At 42.3% G+C, this 17,732-nt stretch carries 16 protein-coding genes; 3 read left to right on the forward strand and 13 right to left on the reverse strand.

What is annotated here, in order from left to right; genetic code table 11:
• The first annotated feature begins 95 nt into the window (after nt 1-95).
• A complete protein-coding gene (locus tag AABM38_RS22135; protein WP_423408313.1) occupies nt 96-884 on the forward strand; it encodes an alpha/beta fold hydrolase in 789 nt (262 codons plus the stop codon).
• Between the two features lie 52 nt (nt 885-936).
• On the opposite strand, the gene AABM38_RS22140 is transcribed toward AABM38_RS22135, so the two are convergent.
• The 9 genes from AABM38_RS22140 to AABM38_RS22180 all read right to left on the reverse strand — a co-directional run bounded on the left by AABM38_RS22140 (nt 937) and on the right by AABM38_RS22180 (nt 10,113).
• Nucleotides 937-1,590, reverse strand: coding sequence for a class II aldolase/adducin family protein (locus AABM38_RS22140; RefSeq protein ID WP_423408314.1), 654 nt, complete (start codon nt 1,588-1,590; stop codon nt 937-939).
• 14 nt (nt 1,591-1,604) lie between these two features.
• Nucleotides 1,605-2,879 (reverse strand): TRAP transporter large permease, encoded by a 1,275-nt coding sequence (locus AABM38_RS22145; protein ID WP_423408315.1) that lies wholly within the window; start codon nt 2,877-2,879, stop codon nt 1,605-1,607.
• Nucleotides 2,879-3,367 carry a TRAP transporter small permease gene (locus AABM38_RS22150; RefSeq protein WP_423408316.1) on the reverse strand — a complete coding sequence of 163 codons (489 nt, stop codon included), beginning with the start codon at nt 3,365-3,367 and terminating at the stop codon, nt 2,879-2,881. The genes AABM38_RS22145 and AABM38_RS22150 overlap by 1 nt, the downstream gene beginning before the upstream one ends.
• Nucleotides 3,368-3,464: 97 nt before the next feature.
• Nucleotides 3,465-4,484: a TRAP transporter substrate-binding protein gene (locus AABM38_RS22155; RefSeq protein WP_423408317.1), complete on the reverse strand. Its 1,020-nt coding sequence runs from the start codon at nt 4,482-4,484 to the stop codon at nt 3,465-3,467.
• Between the two features lie 31 nt (nt 4,485-4,515).
• Nucleotides 4,516-5,538 carry a zinc-dependent alcohol dehydrogenase gene (locus AABM38_RS22160; protein ID WP_423408318.1) on the reverse strand — a complete coding sequence of 341 codons (1,023 nt, stop codon included), beginning with the start codon at nt 5,536-5,538 and terminating at the stop codon, nt 4,516-4,518.
• A gap of 30 nt (nt 5,539-5,568) precedes the next feature.
• A complete protein-coding gene (locus AABM38_RS22165) occupies nt 5,569-6,219 on the reverse strand; it encodes a GntR family transcriptional regulator (RefSeq protein ID WP_423408319.1) in 651 nt (216 codons plus the stop codon).
• A gap of 20 nt (nt 6,220-6,239) precedes the next feature.
• Nucleotides 6,240-7,598 carry a four-carbon acid sugar kinase family protein gene (locus AABM38_RS22170; protein ID WP_423408320.1) on the reverse strand — a complete coding sequence of 453 codons (1,359 nt, stop codon included), beginning with the start codon at nt 7,596-7,598 and terminating at the stop codon, nt 6,240-6,242.
• Nucleotides 7,599-7,613: 15 nt separating this feature from the next.
• Nucleotides 7,614-8,882, reverse strand: coding sequence for a ribulose-bisphosphate carboxylase large subunit family protein (locus AABM38_RS22175; RefSeq protein ID WP_423408321.1), 1,269 nt, complete (start codon nt 8,880-8,882; stop codon nt 7,614-7,616).
• A 415-nt stretch (nt 8,883-9,297) separates the two neighbouring features.
• Nucleotides 9,298-10,113 carry an REP-associated tyrosine transposase gene (locus AABM38_RS22180; protein WP_423408322.1) on the reverse strand — a complete coding sequence of 272 codons (816 nt, stop codon included), beginning with the start codon at nt 10,111-10,113 and terminating at the stop codon, nt 9,298-9,300.
• A 329-nt stretch (nt 10,114-10,442) separates the two neighbouring features.
• Here AABM38_RS22180 and AABM38_RS22185 point away from each other — a divergent pair, with 329 nt between their 5' ends.
• A complete protein-coding gene (locus AABM38_RS22185) occupies nt 10,443-10,643 on the forward strand; it encodes a hypothetical protein (protein ID WP_423408323.1) in 201 nt (66 codons plus the stop codon).
• A 47-nt stretch (nt 10,644-10,690) separates the two neighbouring features.
• On the opposite strand, the gene AABM38_RS22190 is transcribed toward AABM38_RS22185, so the two are convergent.
• A complete protein-coding gene (locus tag AABM38_RS22190; protein ID WP_423408324.1) occupies nt 10,691-11,146 on the reverse strand; it encodes a chemotaxis protein CheX in 456 nt (151 codons plus the stop codon).
• Between the two features lie 232 nt (nt 11,147-11,378).
• On the opposite strand from AABM38_RS22190, the gene AABM38_RS22195 reads away from it, so the two are divergent.
• Complete coding sequence (locus AABM38_RS22195; RefSeq protein ID WP_423408325.1) at nt 11,379-13,019, forward strand: C39 family peptidase; 1,641 nt, start codon at nt 11,379-11,381, stop codon at nt 13,017-13,019.
• Between the two features lie 58 nt (nt 13,020-13,077).
• On the opposite strand, the gene AABM38_RS22200 is transcribed toward AABM38_RS22195, so the two are convergent.
• From AABM38_RS22200 to AABM38_RS22210, 3 genes are all read right to left on the reverse strand, one after another.
• Nucleotides 13,078-13,758: an N-acetylmuramoyl-L-alanine amidase gene (locus tag AABM38_RS22200; RefSeq protein WP_423408326.1), complete on the reverse strand. Its 681-nt coding sequence runs from the start codon at nt 13,756-13,758 to the stop codon at nt 13,078-13,080.
• 183 nt (nt 13,759-13,941) lie between these two features.
• Nucleotides 13,942-15,708 (reverse strand): methyl-accepting chemotaxis protein, encoded by a 1,767-nt coding sequence (locus AABM38_RS22205; RefSeq protein ID WP_423408327.1) that lies wholly within the window; start codon nt 15,706-15,708, stop codon nt 13,942-13,944.
• 249 nt (nt 15,709-15,957) lie between these two features.
• Entirely contained in the window at nt 15,958-17,532 is a 1,575-nt protein-coding gene (locus AABM38_RS22210) for an S-layer homology domain-containing protein (protein ID WP_423408328.1), read from the reverse strand.
• Nucleotides 17,533-17,732 lie beyond the last annotated feature (200 nt).

A 17,732-nucleotide genomic window follows, 5' to 3' on the forward strand; every position in this document is an offset into this window, starting at 1 on the left:
TTCAAAGTATATTCCAATATTCTTGTAAGGGTTTACTAGAATCAGCACCAAGGGTATCATGTAGTTATCAACTAGACCGACATAAGGAGATTTTAATGCTAGATTATAAGTTATATAAGGGGAACGGCTCGGAGTACGTTGTATTGCTGCACGGGATCGGCGGCAACTCTAAAATTTTTTTCAAACAAATTAAAGCCTATTCAAAACACTTTAATGTCCTGGCCATTCATTTACCAGGCCATGGAGATTCCCCAGACATAGATTCCTATAAAGAAAAGTTCTCGTTTGATTTAATCGTTAAAGAGATTGCCAAAACACTGGACAAACTTGCGATTCATAAAGCACACTTTGTCGGCATTTCACTAGGGTCAATCATCCTCCATCAATTACTCAAAACAGAACCGGGCCGAGTGAGGTCTGCTGTATTAGGAGGAGCAATAACGAGCTTGAATAGGATGGCAAAATTCCTTTTAAAAATAGCAGGACTGATAAAGGGAGCGATTCCATTTATGTGGTTGTATCGCATCCTGGCACTGATTCTCATGCCAAAAGACAACCATAAGCACTCTAGACGATTCTTCATCCATGAAGCACAAAAAATGCTGCGGAACAATTTTCTTGGATGGTATCAACTCGTAGCTGAAGTTGAAACAATCTATACCAATGTCCAAAATGTAAAGATTCCTAAACTTTATATATCAGGCGCCGAAGACCATATGTTTGTGAGCGAGTTAAGAGCTGACCTCCACGGTGACGACCACTGCGAGCTAGTCATCCTTAACCAATGCGGCCATGTATGCAATATCGAAAAAGCCGAGGAATTCAACCAGCTATCCTTGGAGTTTTTGCGTAAACATACACTGAAAAAAGCTAAGATTGTTTAGGAAAATGAGAAACTAAAGAACCGTCCAATGTCTCTGGGACGGTTCTTAAACTTTACCATTTCCTTCGAGGTTTATAAGCGGCATTGACCAGAAAGTCTTTCACTGCTTCCTCCGCCAAACCTTCCAACTCAATATTCGCACCTTTTGCAGTTACAAGCATTTTGCATGCCATTTCTAATGTCTGTAAGGCCATCCTTGCTTCTTTTAGACTTGTATCGTAAACTAGCACACCATGATTTTCAAGCAGCAGAATATTGGCCTCCCCTGCTTTTTCAGCGACAGCCTCTCCTAATACCTGACTGCCGGGATGACAATAAGGCACTCTCTCTATTCTCTCCAAATAGTACATGGTCTCGACAAACCAATTTGAAGGAATTTCAATATTTGAGCAGGCAATCAATGTACTGTAAAATGGCGATGCATGTAGTACAGCGTTAATCTCAGGACGCTTTTGATATATCGCCTGGTGCATAGGTGTTTCCTTTGAAGGTTTTTTCCCATAAGACTCTGACTGGCCTGAGACAGAGCACCTAACGAGGTCCGATGGTTCCAATTCGCCAAGGAACGTACCGCTAGCTGTAATCAGATAGTGATCCTCATTTGCCCTGGCACTTATATTCCCAGCATTCCCCCAGGCTAATCCATATTCCATCATAAACTTTCCGGTCTTAATTAGTTCTAGTTTAATATCTTCATAGTTTTGCAAGGGAAACTCATCCTTTACTTAAACAAATTTACCAAACCGATTGATAAGGCAGGAATAAAGGTAATTAACATTAATGTAACTAGCAGTACTCCATAGTAAGGGAGCATCCCTTTTGATATCTGGTCGAGCCTTATTTTGGCTATCTGTGATGATATAAATAGGTTGACCCCTAGAGGAGGTGTACACATTCCCAAAGCCAGGTTAACAATCATGATAATTCCAAAGTGCACCGGATCAATGCCGAGTTGTGTTGCTACTGGTAATAATAAAGGTGCCAGAATGATAATTGATGCATTTGTCTCCATAAACATTCCGACAATGATTAAGAATAAATTGACTAAAAGCAGGAAGATGATCGGATTTTCAGAGATATTAATAAAGAATTCTGCAACCATTTGAGGAACATTCGCCCTTGTCATAATCCAGCCAAATAATCCTGCACTTGAAATGATAAACATGATAGTAGCTGTAGTTACAGCAGACTGGGTAAAAATCTTCGCGAGTTCTCTAAGCTTGATCTCTTTGTAAATCAATACCCCTACAATAAACGCATAGCCAACAGCTACACCGGCAGCTTCTGTTGGAGTAAAAATACCGCCGTAAATGCCGCCTAAAATGATAACTGGCATCAACAGAGCTAGGAAAGATTCCTTAAATGCCTGAATGATTTCCTTAAAAGATTTCCTAGGTTCACGCACATAGTTATGTTTCTTCGAGATCACATAGACTGTTAAAATCAATGCAAATCCAATGAGAATTCCAGGCACAAACCCTGCCATAAATAAATCACCAATTGACACAGATGCGGTTACACCATATAAAATCATCGGTATACTTGGAGGTATAATAACTCCTAGTTCACCGGCAACTGCTTGAGTGGCACCTGCAAACTTTGGATCATAGCCCCTTCTAATCATCCCTGGTATAAGCATACTGCCTAGTGCAGCTGTTGTTGCGGCACTTGATCCGGAGATTGCAGAGAAAAACATTGCCGTAACAACCGTTACAATAGCAAGTCCCCCTGGCAAGTGGCCTGTAAAAGCATTCGCTAGATTGATTAACCTCTTCGATATCCCTCCAAATTCCATTAATGTTCCCGCCAAAATAAAGAAAGGAATAGCCATTAGCGGAAAAGAATCTATGGATGTAAAAGAGCGCTGTACCAAAACAATGAGAGGCGTTCCACCTTCCCACCATAGAGCCACTGCAGATGCAAGGCCGATGGAAACCGCAATAGGTACACTTAATCCGAAAAGTATTAACATAACTACCATTAAAATTGCAGCCATTAGATTTCCCCCTCCTGCTTATTTGATAATTGATCCAGAATTACAGCGAGGGAATTTATCGCAAGGACGAAGGAACCAATCGGGATTGAGGCGTACGGAATTGACATAGATAGTTGGAGACCAGGTGATGATTGCATTTTAACCATACCCAGCATATCGATCCCCTGCTTAAACAAGATTGCAAAAAATATGATAGAAATAATCATCACTAGAATAATAACTACTTTTCTTTTGTTTCCTGACAATGATTCTGGTAAAAGTTCAATCGAGATCAGATTATTATGCCTCATAGCTAAGCCAGCACCTAGAAAGACAATGTAAATCATTAAATATCGGGATAGCTCCTCTGACCAGGTCAAAGGAAAATTAATTACAAAACGGCTTATGACTTGTAATATGATAAGAATTGACATAACACCAAGCATTAACGAAAGAAGAATGCCAACTACCCTATTTATAGAATCTATAGCTTTAATAACTTGTTGCATGAGATAACTCTCCTTTTACGACATTAATCGTAATCTTTTTAAAAAGAGGAGGGCACTGAGCCAATAATGACTGGTACCCGCCCCCTTTCTAAGCATTCTATTTTGTATTTACAATACTGTCATAAAGCTCTTGTGCTTCAGGAGACTTTTTAGCAAATTCACCATGGACTGTTTTTGCTTTTTCCATAAATGGTTCAGTATCCACATCTACCACTTCCATACCTGCAGAAGTCAGCTTTTCTAACAGTTCCTTTTCTTGCTCATAAACGATCTTATTTTCATATTCAGTTGCTTCTTTTGCTGCCTCTTCAATTGCTTTTTGCTGATTTTTCGAAAGTTTCTTGTATGTGCTGTCACTCATTGTAAGCATGACATAACCATAAACGTGGTTAGTGTTGATCATATACTTTTGTACTTCATTCAACTTTGTACTTTCAATTAAGGCAACTGGATTTTCTTGTGCATCGATTACACCTGTCTGCAAAGATGAATATACTTCACTGAATGCCATCGGAGTTGGCGTTGCACCCATTGCTTTCCAAGCTGCAATTGATGCTGGAATTTCAGGGACACGAATCTTGATTCCCTCTAAATCAGCTGGGCTTGTAATCTTTTTGTTTGCAGTTAATTGGCGTGGAGTTCTTTCCCAGAACTCAAGACCTCTTACTTGTGTATTAGCCAGAAGATCTTCCTTCAACTTATCTCCAACTTCACCGTATAATACACTTTGCATATGCTCGCGATCGCGGAATAGATATGGAAGTTCCAAAATAGCGTAAGGCTCATAGAAATTGGAGAGAACACCCGCTACAAGTGCGAAATCTACAGAACCTAATTGCATACCCTCAATCAAATCGCGGTCATTTCCTAATGTAGAGCTGGCATAAAGATCAATTTCAACTGATCCATTCGTCTTTTCCTTTACCAGTTCGGCAAACTTTTTTGCACCAAGGTGCCAAGGATCATTTTCTGCTGCAATATGGCCAAGCTTTAATTTCACTGGTTTGTCTGAACCTCCTGAAGAACCGCTCGCACTTTCAGTTGTATCCTTTGCTCCGCACCCCAACAAAGCGAAACTCAAAATAAAAGTCATCATAATCAACCATACTTTTTTCATCTTTCATCTTCCCCTTTGTTTGTTTTATAGATTAAAACTCTACAAGAACCTTTAAAGATGAATCTTCTTTCTTATCAACCAGTTCAAATCCCTTGGCTGCCTCATGATAACTAAGTTTATGCGTGATGAGGGCATCCTCATTGACATACCCAGCTGCGAGTAAATCAATTGCCGCCAATGTATCCTCCCTTGTATATGTCATGCAGCCGATAATTTCTTTTTCCCCCTGCTGTAAATTAACAATGTCAAAAGTTTGGGTGCCATGAAACATGGCGATTGTTACACATTTCCCCCCTTTCCTGAGCAATGAAATAGAATTGTCTATGATGCCTGGTACACCTACAGCAACTAGAACCTTATCAAACTCGCTGCCTATGAGAGTTTGAGCTTCAGAAACCCATTCTTTTTTATTTAATATATTTAAAGAATGTGTAGCCCCCATTTTTTCAGCGCCTTCAAGTGCATAATCCATGATATCCGTGACAAGGATCGTTGTAGCTCCTGCAGCTTTAGCAGCGGATACAGTTAAAAGCCCAATTGGACCTGCACCTAAAATGGCCACTTTGTCCCCTAGCTGGATATCGGCTTTTCTTACCGCGTGAACTCCAACGGCAAAAGGTTCGACCAAAACCCCCTGATCATACGTCATACCATCAGGCAATTTGAACACTGTTTCCTCTGGCGCTGCAAAATACTCAGCCATTGCCCCATACCAGCCTTTAATTCCAGGTGCTTTTCGATTTTGGCAATAGTTTACTTTCCCGGTCAGGCAGCTATCACATTTTCCACAGCCAGTTTGCGGTTCTACCGTAACCCTATCTCCTACCTTAAAATTCTCAACATGGCTGCCTACCATAACGACTTCCCCAGCAATTTCATGACCAATAATGACTGGAGGCTTTCTAAAAAGGTGCAGCCCCTTATACGTATGGATATCCGATCCGCAAATACCAGCGACTTTGGTTGCAATCAGCACTTCATTGTTTTCAATCTCTGGCAATTTAACATCCTTTACAACTACCTTATAGGCATCCTCAACATAAACCGCTTTCATTTTTCGTCAACCTCCTACTTCCCAACGAACTTAATCCAATAGTTTTTGCTTAGACGTTTGCAAATGGTCTGTTATAAGTTCAACAGCCCTTTGATCTCCACTTTTTAAACTTTCATAGATTTCAACATGCTCCTGATAGAATGTGTGCATGCGATGAGGATCCTTCTTTAAATGCCTTAGAGTGATTCTATGGAGGTGGTCCTGATAATTCAGCAGCACACGGTAGATTTCCCGATTTCCGGAGAATTCGCATAAAAGCAAGTGAAAAGCATGATCTTCGCTAGTAAATCCTTTAATGTCCAGGTGCTCACACTTCGTTGCAGTATCAGAAAGATTTTTTTCAAGAAGCCTGCATTGCTCTTCAGTTAACTTTCCTGAGATTTGATTGCAATTATAGGTTTCTAAAGCGATTCGAAGATTATAAATATCAATAATCTGATCAATCGAAAGCGGATTGATGATAATTCCCTGCTTTGAGGAAACAGTCACAAAACCTTCTGTTTCGAGCCGTACAAGTGCTGATTTAATTGGTGTCTTGCTCATTTGCAGAACTTCTATTAATTCTCGTTCGGATAAAAATGATCCTGGAGCAAAGCTTTCATCCAATATTCGTTCTTTTATTTGCTGATATGCTACATCTTTTAAAAGAGGAGCTGCAGCTGTTCTAGTTTTAGTTTCCATTCGGTTACCACCCTACCAATTTACTCAGCGGCCCTTACATCAGAAAAATAACTAAGACCGCCTAATTGACCTCCTTTTAAGGCCAGTTCAAAACCGTTCATTTTCTCATCTGAGGAGAATGCTTGACATAATGGAGCACCCGGTGAAATCTGGCGGAACACTTCCAAACCATATATCCCTAATTCTCTGGTTACAAATCCAGAGGTATCTCCTCCAGCAACAATCCCTCGTGTAATCCCAGTAGCTTTTATAATTTCCTTACTCCACCGGCCAAGTTGTTTGCCGATGATTTCTCCGGAGTGAAACTCTGAAACTCCTTTTTTAGCGAATAAATTCCGGGTCTTTAGAATAGAAGGATCATCCGGTCCCAATGCCGTATAAAAAACAACGCTATTTTCTTCGTTAATCAGATTAATCGCTTGATCAATCAGCTCTAACGGCATTGAGTTTCTTTCAGTGATCTGTTCCGGGGTTACCCTTATTCCATAGAATCCATCTTCGATTGCGTTCGTTATTTGCTTTTGAGTAACTGGAGAGGCACTGCCAGAAACGGCCAGGACAGGCTTTCTGGCATTACGGTTTTGTGATTCCACCTTTTGAGCCTTATTTTGCAAGTCAGCGGTTTTCCAATGGGCAGTCAGTGCATAACCCACTCCAGAGGATCCAACGACAAACAGTTTTTCCTGAACTGCCTTCTCCCAAATGAGCTGCCCGCTCACTTTCAGTTTCTCATCATCCAATACATCAAAAAGCAGCATTCCCTTGTCAGCGATTTTATTTTGAAATTGCTCTCTTACCTTTTCAATTGGCCCCTCCAAGTCCAAAATGCTCATTAAACCTACTTTTTCTTTAGTCTGTCCAGATAGGTGGAGACGGAGGTCTGCCTCATCCATCGGAGTAACTGGATGCCTTGACATGACAGGATGCCGGTCCAATCGATAGACTTCGTTTTGCATTCTTGCAAAGTGATTTCCAAATAAAGTATATCTTCCAAGCGGAGGAGCTCCGACCAGCAGAGGAATGGCCTTCTGTTCTGTAAAATAGTCCCTGGCCACTTCTACCGCTTTTCCAATACTTCCTACCTGAGGACTAGAATCAAATGTCGAACAAGTTTTATAATGAGTAACTTTAGCTCCTATCTCGGCAAATCGGTCAAATACCGGACGGAGTTCAGCTTCCATTTCCTCAGGTGCCTTGGCCCTGCTTGTACCTGCAACTCCAATACATTGAAGTCCCTCAAATTTTTTGAGCATTTCCCCGGAAGGTGGCTCCAGGAATAAAACTGTCCGATACCCACTTGAGGATAGTGATTCCATTGCATCAGTGGAACCGGTAAAATCATCCCCATAAAAAGCGAGAAGTAATTTTGTTTCCTCCATTAATCCCACCCTATTCTATTTTTTTGTGAATTTCTGAATGGCTTGAGATAATTCCGGATGGCTTTCTGCATACTCTTCTAATGGCAACCCTTTGACCGCTGCCTCCCAGCCTTGCCTCATACTGAGAACGCCTGCTTCAATGCCCGATGGATGAGCCAAAATTCCGCCCCCGGCTAAATGGATCACATCCGTTGTTGAGACAGCATTATAGGTTGGAATCGCACTCGCAGCCCATTGTGCAGATGATAAAACCGGCATAACTTCATATCCGCCCATGAAAGGTTTTAAGCAATCTTTTATAGCCTGAATGACTGTTTTATTGTCCTCAGAGAACTTATTATCGATGCCATTGGTATGTAAATGGTCTACCCCTGCCAATCTGGATAGCTTTTGAAACACGGTGAAACTCATTCCCAGCAACGGACTTCTTGACATTGCTCCCCACTGGGTTCGATGGCCATGAATAGGCAGCTTTGAATATTTCCGTAAAAACGCTGTGCCGGCAAACCCGACACTGTTAATGCACACCATTACGCATGTGCCTCCCGCCTCTAAGACAATGTCATGATTCCTGCGAAGTTCCTCAATATCCCCAGTGATATTAAAGGCATACATCAATTTTTTACCGGTCCTGTCAGCTGCCCGCTCAATTTCCTCCATAATGACTTTCACTCGTTGTTCTAAAGGGGCAAAAGATGGATTTGCGCAGAGTTCATCATCCTTGATAAAATCAATTCCAGCCTCAGCCAGCTGCCTTACTAACGGTCTGTAAGCTTTGGTGTGTAAACCTATGCTAGGCTTTATGATTGTGCCGATAAGAGGGCCCTTTTCTACACCTGTCAGCTTCCTCGTTCCTTCTATTCCGAATTGAGGACCTGGATACCTATCCGCAAATTCATCAGGCAGCTCCAAATCTATTAACTTCAGACCAGAAAACTCCCCTAATTCATATAAGTTTCCCGCTACAGTTGACAGCAAATTTGGAATTGAAGGCCCAAAGTTGTCGAATGGAAATGAGAGAACAACGATTGCTTGACGGTATTGATTCCCATCTCCTTTTGGAGCGCGTGATCCGGGGAGCGAAGGCTTTGTAACAGATCCTAATTCCGTAATTTTCACAACCCTGGCCCCATGCTTTTCCTTTAATTCCGGGGTCTCACCAGGCACTTTTACAAAGGTTCCTGTAGATTGTTCCCCTGCCATGACCTCAGCAGCATAATCAAGAGGATACGCAGTTTCAATTAGATAAGTAGCCAGCACTCTTTTGCTCTCCAATTTACTCACCTCACTCTCGCAATCTAACTTATATCCAACATAAATCTATGTTAGATTTCTTGTGTTAAGAATATTTAAAAGCGCTTACAAAGTCAACACAATTTTTTGATTAATTTTACTATTCAGACATTAATTCTATACTGGTAAAACAATATACAGATGCAATCACAAATCAAGACAAACCTTAGCAACCCGAAACATTATACTAATCTACTAAAAAAATTGAACATGGGGACGGTTCTCGTGTTCAAAAAAATTCAAAAAGGCACTTTCCGCATATTGGAAAGTGCCACTTTTCTTGTATTTTTAGCAATGACGTATTTTTCGCCAACTATTCATGAAGCAAACACATTAACAATCTACCATTTAACTCTCCAAAACTAAGTCTCTAATGCACTATAGCATCCAAATATACACTAGGGATTCAATTTGGAACACAGGGACGGTTCTCGCGTTCCTCCCCCCAAACCTTATTAATCAAACTAGTAGACACCCCCAATATCCTCCCCGCCTGCCGCTGTGTAAGTCCTTCAATTAATTTTACCTTCCGAAGAACTTTCCATCGCTCTAGCTTGGGCAAACTCTTCACATGGGCAATCGACACATTCCCCAGCAATAGATTAATCTCTTCCCTCGCCGCTTCATCCGTCAGCCTTCTCCTTCTCCATCCTACATCCATGCATTCATCATCACTATTTTGCTCATTGAACTCCCTGAACTTTTCCCTGGCGACTGATACATCATCGGACATCATTTTAAAGACCTTCTCACTAGAAAGCAGCTCACATGCATATGATTTCTGCCCATAATAAGCAGCACAGCTGCTCCAACGCCAATCGCTGACCTTACTGACAATCCCAGCCTTCACCGGATTTTGGTGTATGTATCGGATCACTGTCAGGAAATAGCGCCTGCTTTCCACACTCTCACTCCTAAAACGATCCTGAAAAAGATGCCCGGTCGTTTGATACTTCCAGTTGTAATAAGAAACATAGCTTACACCAATCCGCTTCATTGTAGTAGACAGGTCTTCATTCACCTCTCTAACAAGAAGATGGACATGGTTATTCATCAGGCACCAGGCATACACTCTCATTCCAGACTCCTCTTTATATTTCTTCAAAATATCAAGGAACTTCATATTATCCGCATCATCATGGAAAATCTCCAGTTTGTTCGCGCCTCTTAGCATCACGTGATAGACACCGTTTTTACTTTTCATTCGGGCTGTACGTGGCATTTTTCTTGTCACTGCCTTTCATTTTTTTGGGGGGAATTTTAATAAAATTAAAAAAATGGGGTGGGTAAAAATAATTGGGAGTTTATTTAAGTGAAAAAAAGGGAGTGGCCGATTTCTGAGAAGGTTTGAGAGGTTAATTTCCGGCTATCGTGGAGAGCTAACTATTCTTTAAAAAACAAAGGAATTTAATCAGAGGAAGATGCTGAAGGATACGAAGAGTTACTTTGGAGCTAATTAAGCTACCGAAGTTCAAGTGGTTTATTCCATTCTAGTATATCCCACTTTGATAAAAATGAAATTATTTCTTTTGTGAAAAGGAATCAAAAAACATGTGGCTGTATCGGATTCTAACGCTGATTCTAATGTTTGTGAATGAGTTAAGAGCTGACCTGCGTGAGGATGAAATTTCTGAACTAGTGATTCTTGGCCAATGCGGCCATGTGTGCAATATCGAAAAAGCAGACGATTTTATTCAGATTTCTTTGGGTTTTATGAGCAAGCATAAAACGAGGGCAAAAAAAGTCATATAAAATAATCAAGTCACCACTTGAGCTTAACTCATGGTGACTTTTTTTAATCAATCATGTAAAAAATATACTTCTATCTGGCTATTATTCATAAATAGAGTTTTGATCAAAATGCCAGAGCGATACCCTGATATCCTGGCACTCCCCTGTAAAATCGTTGGAGCAGTAATATCAATAGGAATATTGTTTTTTGAAAGTTCAATGGAGAAATGACCGCCAATCATATTTCCAATCTCTCCAGCAAATGACTCAAGCATCGCTCCCTCCAGCCTCATTCCGTACATCATTTCACTGATTCCCTGAAAGGTTGTCTCCAGTCCCGTTAAAACCAGCTTCCCGCTAAAACTTCCGGTAATGCCGATGATGATTCCCATTGCAAGCTCAATAGAAGGTCCACTTTCTTTTATTAAAACTGTTTCAGCCACACCTGGAACAACCGTTTTCACAGCCTGCTGCAGCAGTTGAGCATGTTCAAGCATTCGCAAATCCTTTTCAATAATCGTCACGACAGTACTCCTTTGTGGTTTTTATAAAACCCGTACTTAAGTACTATTAATATCGTACAGATACGCAAAATCTTTAGTAGCATTGGAACACGGGCATTGGAACACGTTCCAGTTGGAACACGAGAACCGTCCCCATGTTCTACAAAAGATAAATTTTTGCTGAATTGCTTGGTTTTTTGTTGAATTATCTGGAAGGTTTCCATAGATTTAAGATAGGAGGTTGATAGTTTAGATGAAAAAATACATGTTGGTCTTGCTTTCTATTATTTTATTTCTTTCGTTTGTAAGTCCGTATATTGGTACGGCAGCGGGTGTGGACACTCTGGCCGTGGAGGAGATTGGGCCTGATTATGTAAAGGGGTTATATACTGGCACTTCAGCAATCACCTTGTACGTTGGGGACAAGCTGATTGGCCAGGGAAATGCAGTGAATCAGCGGTTTGAGATTAAACTGACTCAATCGATACCTGCAGGAACGGCGTTAGTTTTAAAGGCAGAGGCTGACGGCCAGCAAATGGCCATAAGCTATAATCCACCCGTCATCAACCCTGTGGACGAAGCTTCCCAAACCGTATCAGGCAAGGTACCTGCAGGAGCAGCAGTAAGCGCTTCAGTCGATGGGCAGATGCTTACATTAAAAAGCATCGTCAACGGAGCGTTTGAATTCCAGCCATCATCACTTCTTACAGCAGGAAAAGTCGTTCAGGCGGCTTCTGAACTGAACGGTGTGAAAAGCATCGCCATTCAAACCGTGAGCAGTGCGGATGCCCCGGAGAAACCTTTCGTCTATTTCATTTCCAATATAAGTACAGCGCTAAAAGGTACTACCGAGCCCAACAGCACTGTAAACATAGGAATTAGAACCAATACATATATCGTTACAGCGGATGCAGCAGGACGATTTATTTTTCCGCTTCCAAATAACAAACCTCTGGCTGCCGGAACTAGGATTTCAGTGTATGTCACAAACACTGCCGGAAAAAGCGAGACAGCAACAGTCACCGTTGCGAATCGAATCGCGCCAGCAGCTCCACAGGTCAATAAAATAACCAACAAATCGCTATTAATCAGCGGGAAAGCCGCCCCTAATTCAACCTTGGTTGTTTTGAGAAACACGAAGACCTTCCGAACAATTAAAGTCAGCTCACAAGGAATCTTTTACATAGGAATGCCGCTGCAAGCTGCGAATACAAAGTTTGAGTTTTATGCGAAAGATGCCACCGGCAATGCAGGCGCACGAACAACAATCGTCGTTGGGCACCAAAACCGTCCAGCCTCAAAACTGATGTCCGCCCCTCTTGTAAAACAAATGCCAGAACTGCCGCGCGGCTGCGAGGTGACAAGCCTGACGATGATGCTGAACTATGCAGGGAAAAAGGCGAACAAGATGACGCTTGCCAAGCAGGTAAAAAAGGACCCGACCCCGTACAGATACGTAGACGGGAAAAGGTACTTCGGGAATCCGCATGTCGGATTCGTCGGGGATATGTACTCCTTCAGCAAGCCAGGATTCGGTGTGTTCCATCGCCCAATCGCAGAGCTGGCGAACACCTATATGCCAAATCGGATTGTCAATTTCTCAGGCCAATCGTTCGAGTCTGTTCTTGACTACGTAGGAGCAGGCCGTCCAGTATGGGTAATTACGACCAGCACATTCAACTACGTGCCAGGCAAGTACTGGCAGACCTGGTACACACCGCAAGGACAAGTCCGGATCACCTATAAAGAACACTCCGTCCTGATCACAGGCTACGACAGCAAGTACATCTACTTCAACGATCCACTTGACGGAAAAAAGAACAAAAGACACCCGAAAAGCCAGTTCATCCAAGGCTGGAACCAGTACGGAAAACAAGCAATCAGCTATTTTTAAAACATGGGGACGGTTCTTGCGTTTCATTCTGAAACGCGAGAACCGTCCCCATGTTCCATTATTGAATAATCCTTCCCCAATCAAACAGGCTGCCTGGGTCAGTTTTCCGCCCAGTTGCATATTCGTCGTGGCCGATGATGTGGGTTCTGTTTCTTTTTATTTTGGGGTTCCGTGCTAGTATGTCGTCAATAAGCAGATTGAGAGATTTATATTGGGCTTCAGTGTAGCCGATGTGTTCCTGCGGAATCTTTTTATAGTCTTCAGAAGGAATGATTGACTGCATTTCAGCTTCTGTTCCGATTGCCATGAGTTCGATCCCGATGGAAAAATCGTTCAGGTGATCCTTGTACTCTGGGTAACCTTCCAAGTCGCCTTTACCGGCATGCCGCGCCACCCTGTTTTCCGGCAGCATATAGTAGATAACCCCATTTCGGTCGATCATATAATGAGGTGAAACATCGTACTCTTTAAAAATCCCCCTGATATCTTCATAGACATAAGGGTCCTCTGGGTTCAATGCAGCATTGCTGGTAAAATGAAGGACCACATGCGTTTTGCTCTCTTTTCTCTGCTCAAAATCAAATTTCTGCAGAAAGTCTTTAATGACAGGCACCTCTATCTTTGTCTGAATAACCTCCGCCTTTTCAGGTTCCCCCTTGGCCACAGCCATCTCATCCGAGCAGCCCCCAAGCCATAGCAACGAACAGCCAAGCAACATCAGTATTAAGTACTTTTTCATCCTTCTCCCCCAACACCCTGTGCATCTATATATATAAATAATTCGATTAGATGTGGTAAATTCCTTTTCCTCCTAATGCCAATTTCACAGTATAAAAAAAAAGACCAATGAATGGCCTTTTTGAAACATGGGGACGGTTCTCGTGTTTCAGTTTGGAACGCGAGAACCGTCCCTATGTTCACATTAGATTTTAAACTTCCCAACCATCTCTCTAAGTTCTTCTGCCAACCTAGCGAGTGAAGCGGAGGATGTTGCGACTTCGTCCATGGAAGCCAGCTGTTCTTCTGTCGCAGCGGCGATTTCTCCTGTGCTGGCGACTGAGCTGCGTGCGATCCTTGTAACCTCTTCAATGGAGGCATTTACCTGCTGGACGCTTGCTGACATTTCTTCTGAAATCGCGGATACTTCCTGAATTTCGGAGCTGACGTGCTCGATCGACCTCAGAATTTCGTTGAAGGTCCTGCCGGTCTCTTCGACTAATTGTGTTCCTGTGGAAATCTCGACTGTTCCTTTGTTCATCATTCCCACTACACGCTGAGTATCTTTTTGAATGACCTCAACCAATCCAGAAATCTGTCCTGCTGATTGCCTGGATAGCTCTGCCAACTTCCTAACTTCATCGGCTACAACCGCAAATCCTTTGCCGTGCTCACCGGCTCTTGCTGCTTCAATCGCTGCATTCAAAGCAAGCAAATTAGTTTGATCGGCAATCCCCGTGATGACTTCAATAATCTTGCCAATTTCAGCTGATTTTTTATCCAGATCTTTAATGACTGCATTCGTTTCATTTGTTGATTGGTTAATGGATTTCATCTGGTTGATCACTTTTTCAAGCGACTCATGACCAGCCAACGCTTGTTTCGACGTATCCTGAGCGGACTCAGCGACAGTGGAGGTCGTTTCCGCTACACGCTGAATTCCAATTGACATCTCGCTTACTGCCCTTTCACTTTCTTCCGTGTTTTTGCTTTGAGTTTCAGCGCCGCTTGCGACCTCCTGGATCGCCGTAGCAACCTGATTCGTCGCTGCATTCGTTTGGTCAGCACTTGCCATCATTTCTTCAGCTGATGATGCAACCTGTTCAGACGTACTGCTTACCTGAAAAATCAATTGGCGCAAATTGGCGGCCATCGTATTGAAGGACGCTGCCAGCTCACCGATTTCATCCTTGTTTTTCACATTGATTTTCTCGACTGCAAGGTTCCCATTCGCCACTTCTTCTGCAGCACGTGAAACCAACTGAACCGGCTTCGAAATCACCCTGCTGATGAACATCGCAATCCCAATCCCGATAATGAAAGCAGCAACGCTAATCGCAATGATGACCACTGATACTGTCCCAACATTACCAGTCAGAGTTTCAATCGTTCCCTGCAAAGTATCTTGCTGATACTCCATTGCATCCTCAGTAGCGGAATTCAGCTTAAAAATGGCCGGGTTTCCTTTTTGCTGCATTAACAGCCTGACCTTCACAGTTTGCTCGTCTCTTATTAAAGTAAATGCCTCTGAAGCAATCTCATAATATTCCCTCTCAGCCGCTACAAGTGCTTCCCCAACCTTCTTGCCCTCGGCAGACCGTGTCACTTCTAAATATTTCTTTGAAGATTTAGCAAAGTTTTCAACCGCACCTTCAAATTCAATCAGGCTTTCACCATCGCCATTCGCCATATACTTGTATAAAGCTCCCTGCTCCTTCATGACAGCATCTTTCATTTTCACAATCAAATCCATCTTCTCCATCCGGTCATCGATGGATGAAGAATACTGGTTATTAACATGGCTAATTTCAAAATTTGTAATGATTGCCACCAGCGCCAATAACGCTAAAACCGAGAAAAACCCTGTCATTAATTTCGCCCTTACAGAGAAATTCCGATTAGACTTCTTATTGGGCTTCGATTTCATTTTCTTACCGGCTTTCAGTTTGAAGTTCAGCTTCTTCAATTTCATCGTCCGCTCCCCTGTCCTGTATACAGTCTTTCTATTTATTTCGGATAAAAAAGAAAAAAATTTAGAATTTGTCGAAAAATAAAACATAGGGACGGTTCTTGCGTTTCAGTTGAAACGCGAGAACCGTCCCTATGTTCTCAGTTCACATACGTAATAACTTTTTCTACTATACTTTTATTTCCTGGTGAATCCGTTACCTCAGGGACGGTTCTCATGTTTCATTTTGAAACATGAGAACCGTCCCTATGTTCACGAATCTGCCCGATAAAGAAATATTGCCATTTCTCCGCGGGTGATGGGTTGGTTGGTGCCGAATGTGGTTGGTGTTTTTCCTTTGGTGATGTCGTTTTTCAATAGTGCTTTGATGGCTGTTTCGTAACGTGGTGTTACGTCGGTGAATGGCAGTGTGACTCCGTCGCCTGATAGGTTATAGGCTTTTTGCAGCATTAGTGCCATTTCACCCCGGGTTACGTCGTCGTTTGCCCCGAAATAGGTGGTCGATTTCCCGTTGACGATTCCCGCCTTTTTCAATGCGTTGATGCTCCCCCATGCTCTTGGAGGTACATCCCAGAATGCGGTAACTGTTTCATTTGTTGTGTCCAACTCCAAAATTTTCGCCAGCCAGATTGCTGCGTCGACACGCTTAATTTTCAGCGCCGTTCCGAAAACATTCGTCCTTATTCCGGATGTTACCTCTTCTGATAATAAATACATAACCGCAGGAAGGTAACTGCTGGATACATCCATGAAATTCATTTTAGGAGGTGGAGGAGGCGTGCCTTCTGACCTGAGAGCCATTGTGTATACCCCTGTCTGCCATGAAACCCCAATCTCCGGTATAAAATAATACGTTCCTTTAGGTAATTTAATAGTCTTTGTAGTAGATTCAGGATGATCTAGATAGCCACTGCTAAAGTGCCTGCCGTATTGGGTATTCCCCTCGTCCATTACCTCATATCCGACATATTCCGAAGTAAAATCGATGGTTAAAGTCCCATCATAAAGCATTTCAATTTTATAATAATCACTATGATCGGTTTCACTCAAAAATCCAGTATGGACTGCCCCATCTGTAATCAAGGGAATAGCGGTCGCTCTCGTGTTATTCGGTTCCGCTTCTTTAGTGTTAGCCGGGATGAAAGATGCCCCGATATCATATAGACCCTGGTTAAACTCATTCCCAGCGACTCTAAAATAATAGGTACCCACTTCAAGATCCGCACGCTTCTTCCATTCTACGGTAAACTCACTCCTGTAACCTAAGGTGTCATGATAGATGGAATTCCCTTTTCCATCATACAATTCGAGAACTCCATTCTTCATGTCAGACTTGACATCCAGCCAAATACGTCCTGGCTCCGTTACGACTAATTTATAAAAATCGGTACTATCATTCCAGCTGATCAGCCCTTTGACTCGATCCCCATCCAACTGCAAGGGCATCGCTTGAGTCATTGTTTGATTGGGTTCAGTTTCATTGTTATTCGTTGGATCAAATGAAACATTCAGACTGTAATCTCCGTGCCCTGAATCTCTGACTTCTTTTACAAAAAGAGTATACACTCCTGGTTCAACATTCATTGCATTCGTCCAGGAAGTCGGATTTTCAGGACGGCCATTGTAAATCCAATTAGAATGCCCAACCAAATTGTTATTAGAATCTCTTAATTCAATTTGAACAGTATAATAATAGGCTTTCACATTGGTTGTAACCGTCCCCGCCTCAGGAACGGTAATCGTATAAGCATCCATCGGATCCTCAACTGAAATTGACCCTGATACCGTCGTATCAAATGGCAATACCGTATCCGCCTCAGCAGCCATAGGAAACCCCGCCGGAAAAACTAAGAGTAACGAAAAGATGGAAAATAGCAATTTGCGCAAAATGTTTGTCTCCTTCTATTAATATGTAAACATGGTAATTTTATCATTTACATAAAATGCATAATAGAAGTAATTAATGGAAATGGAACGTGGGGACGGTTCTTGTGTTCCCGAAAGGAACACGAGAACCGTCCCCATGT

It is taken from the genome of Heyndrickxia sp. MSNUG (assembly GCF_049532715.1).
Classification (GTDB): domain Bacteria; phylum Bacillota; class Bacilli; order Bacillales; family Cytobacillaceae; genus Mesobacillus.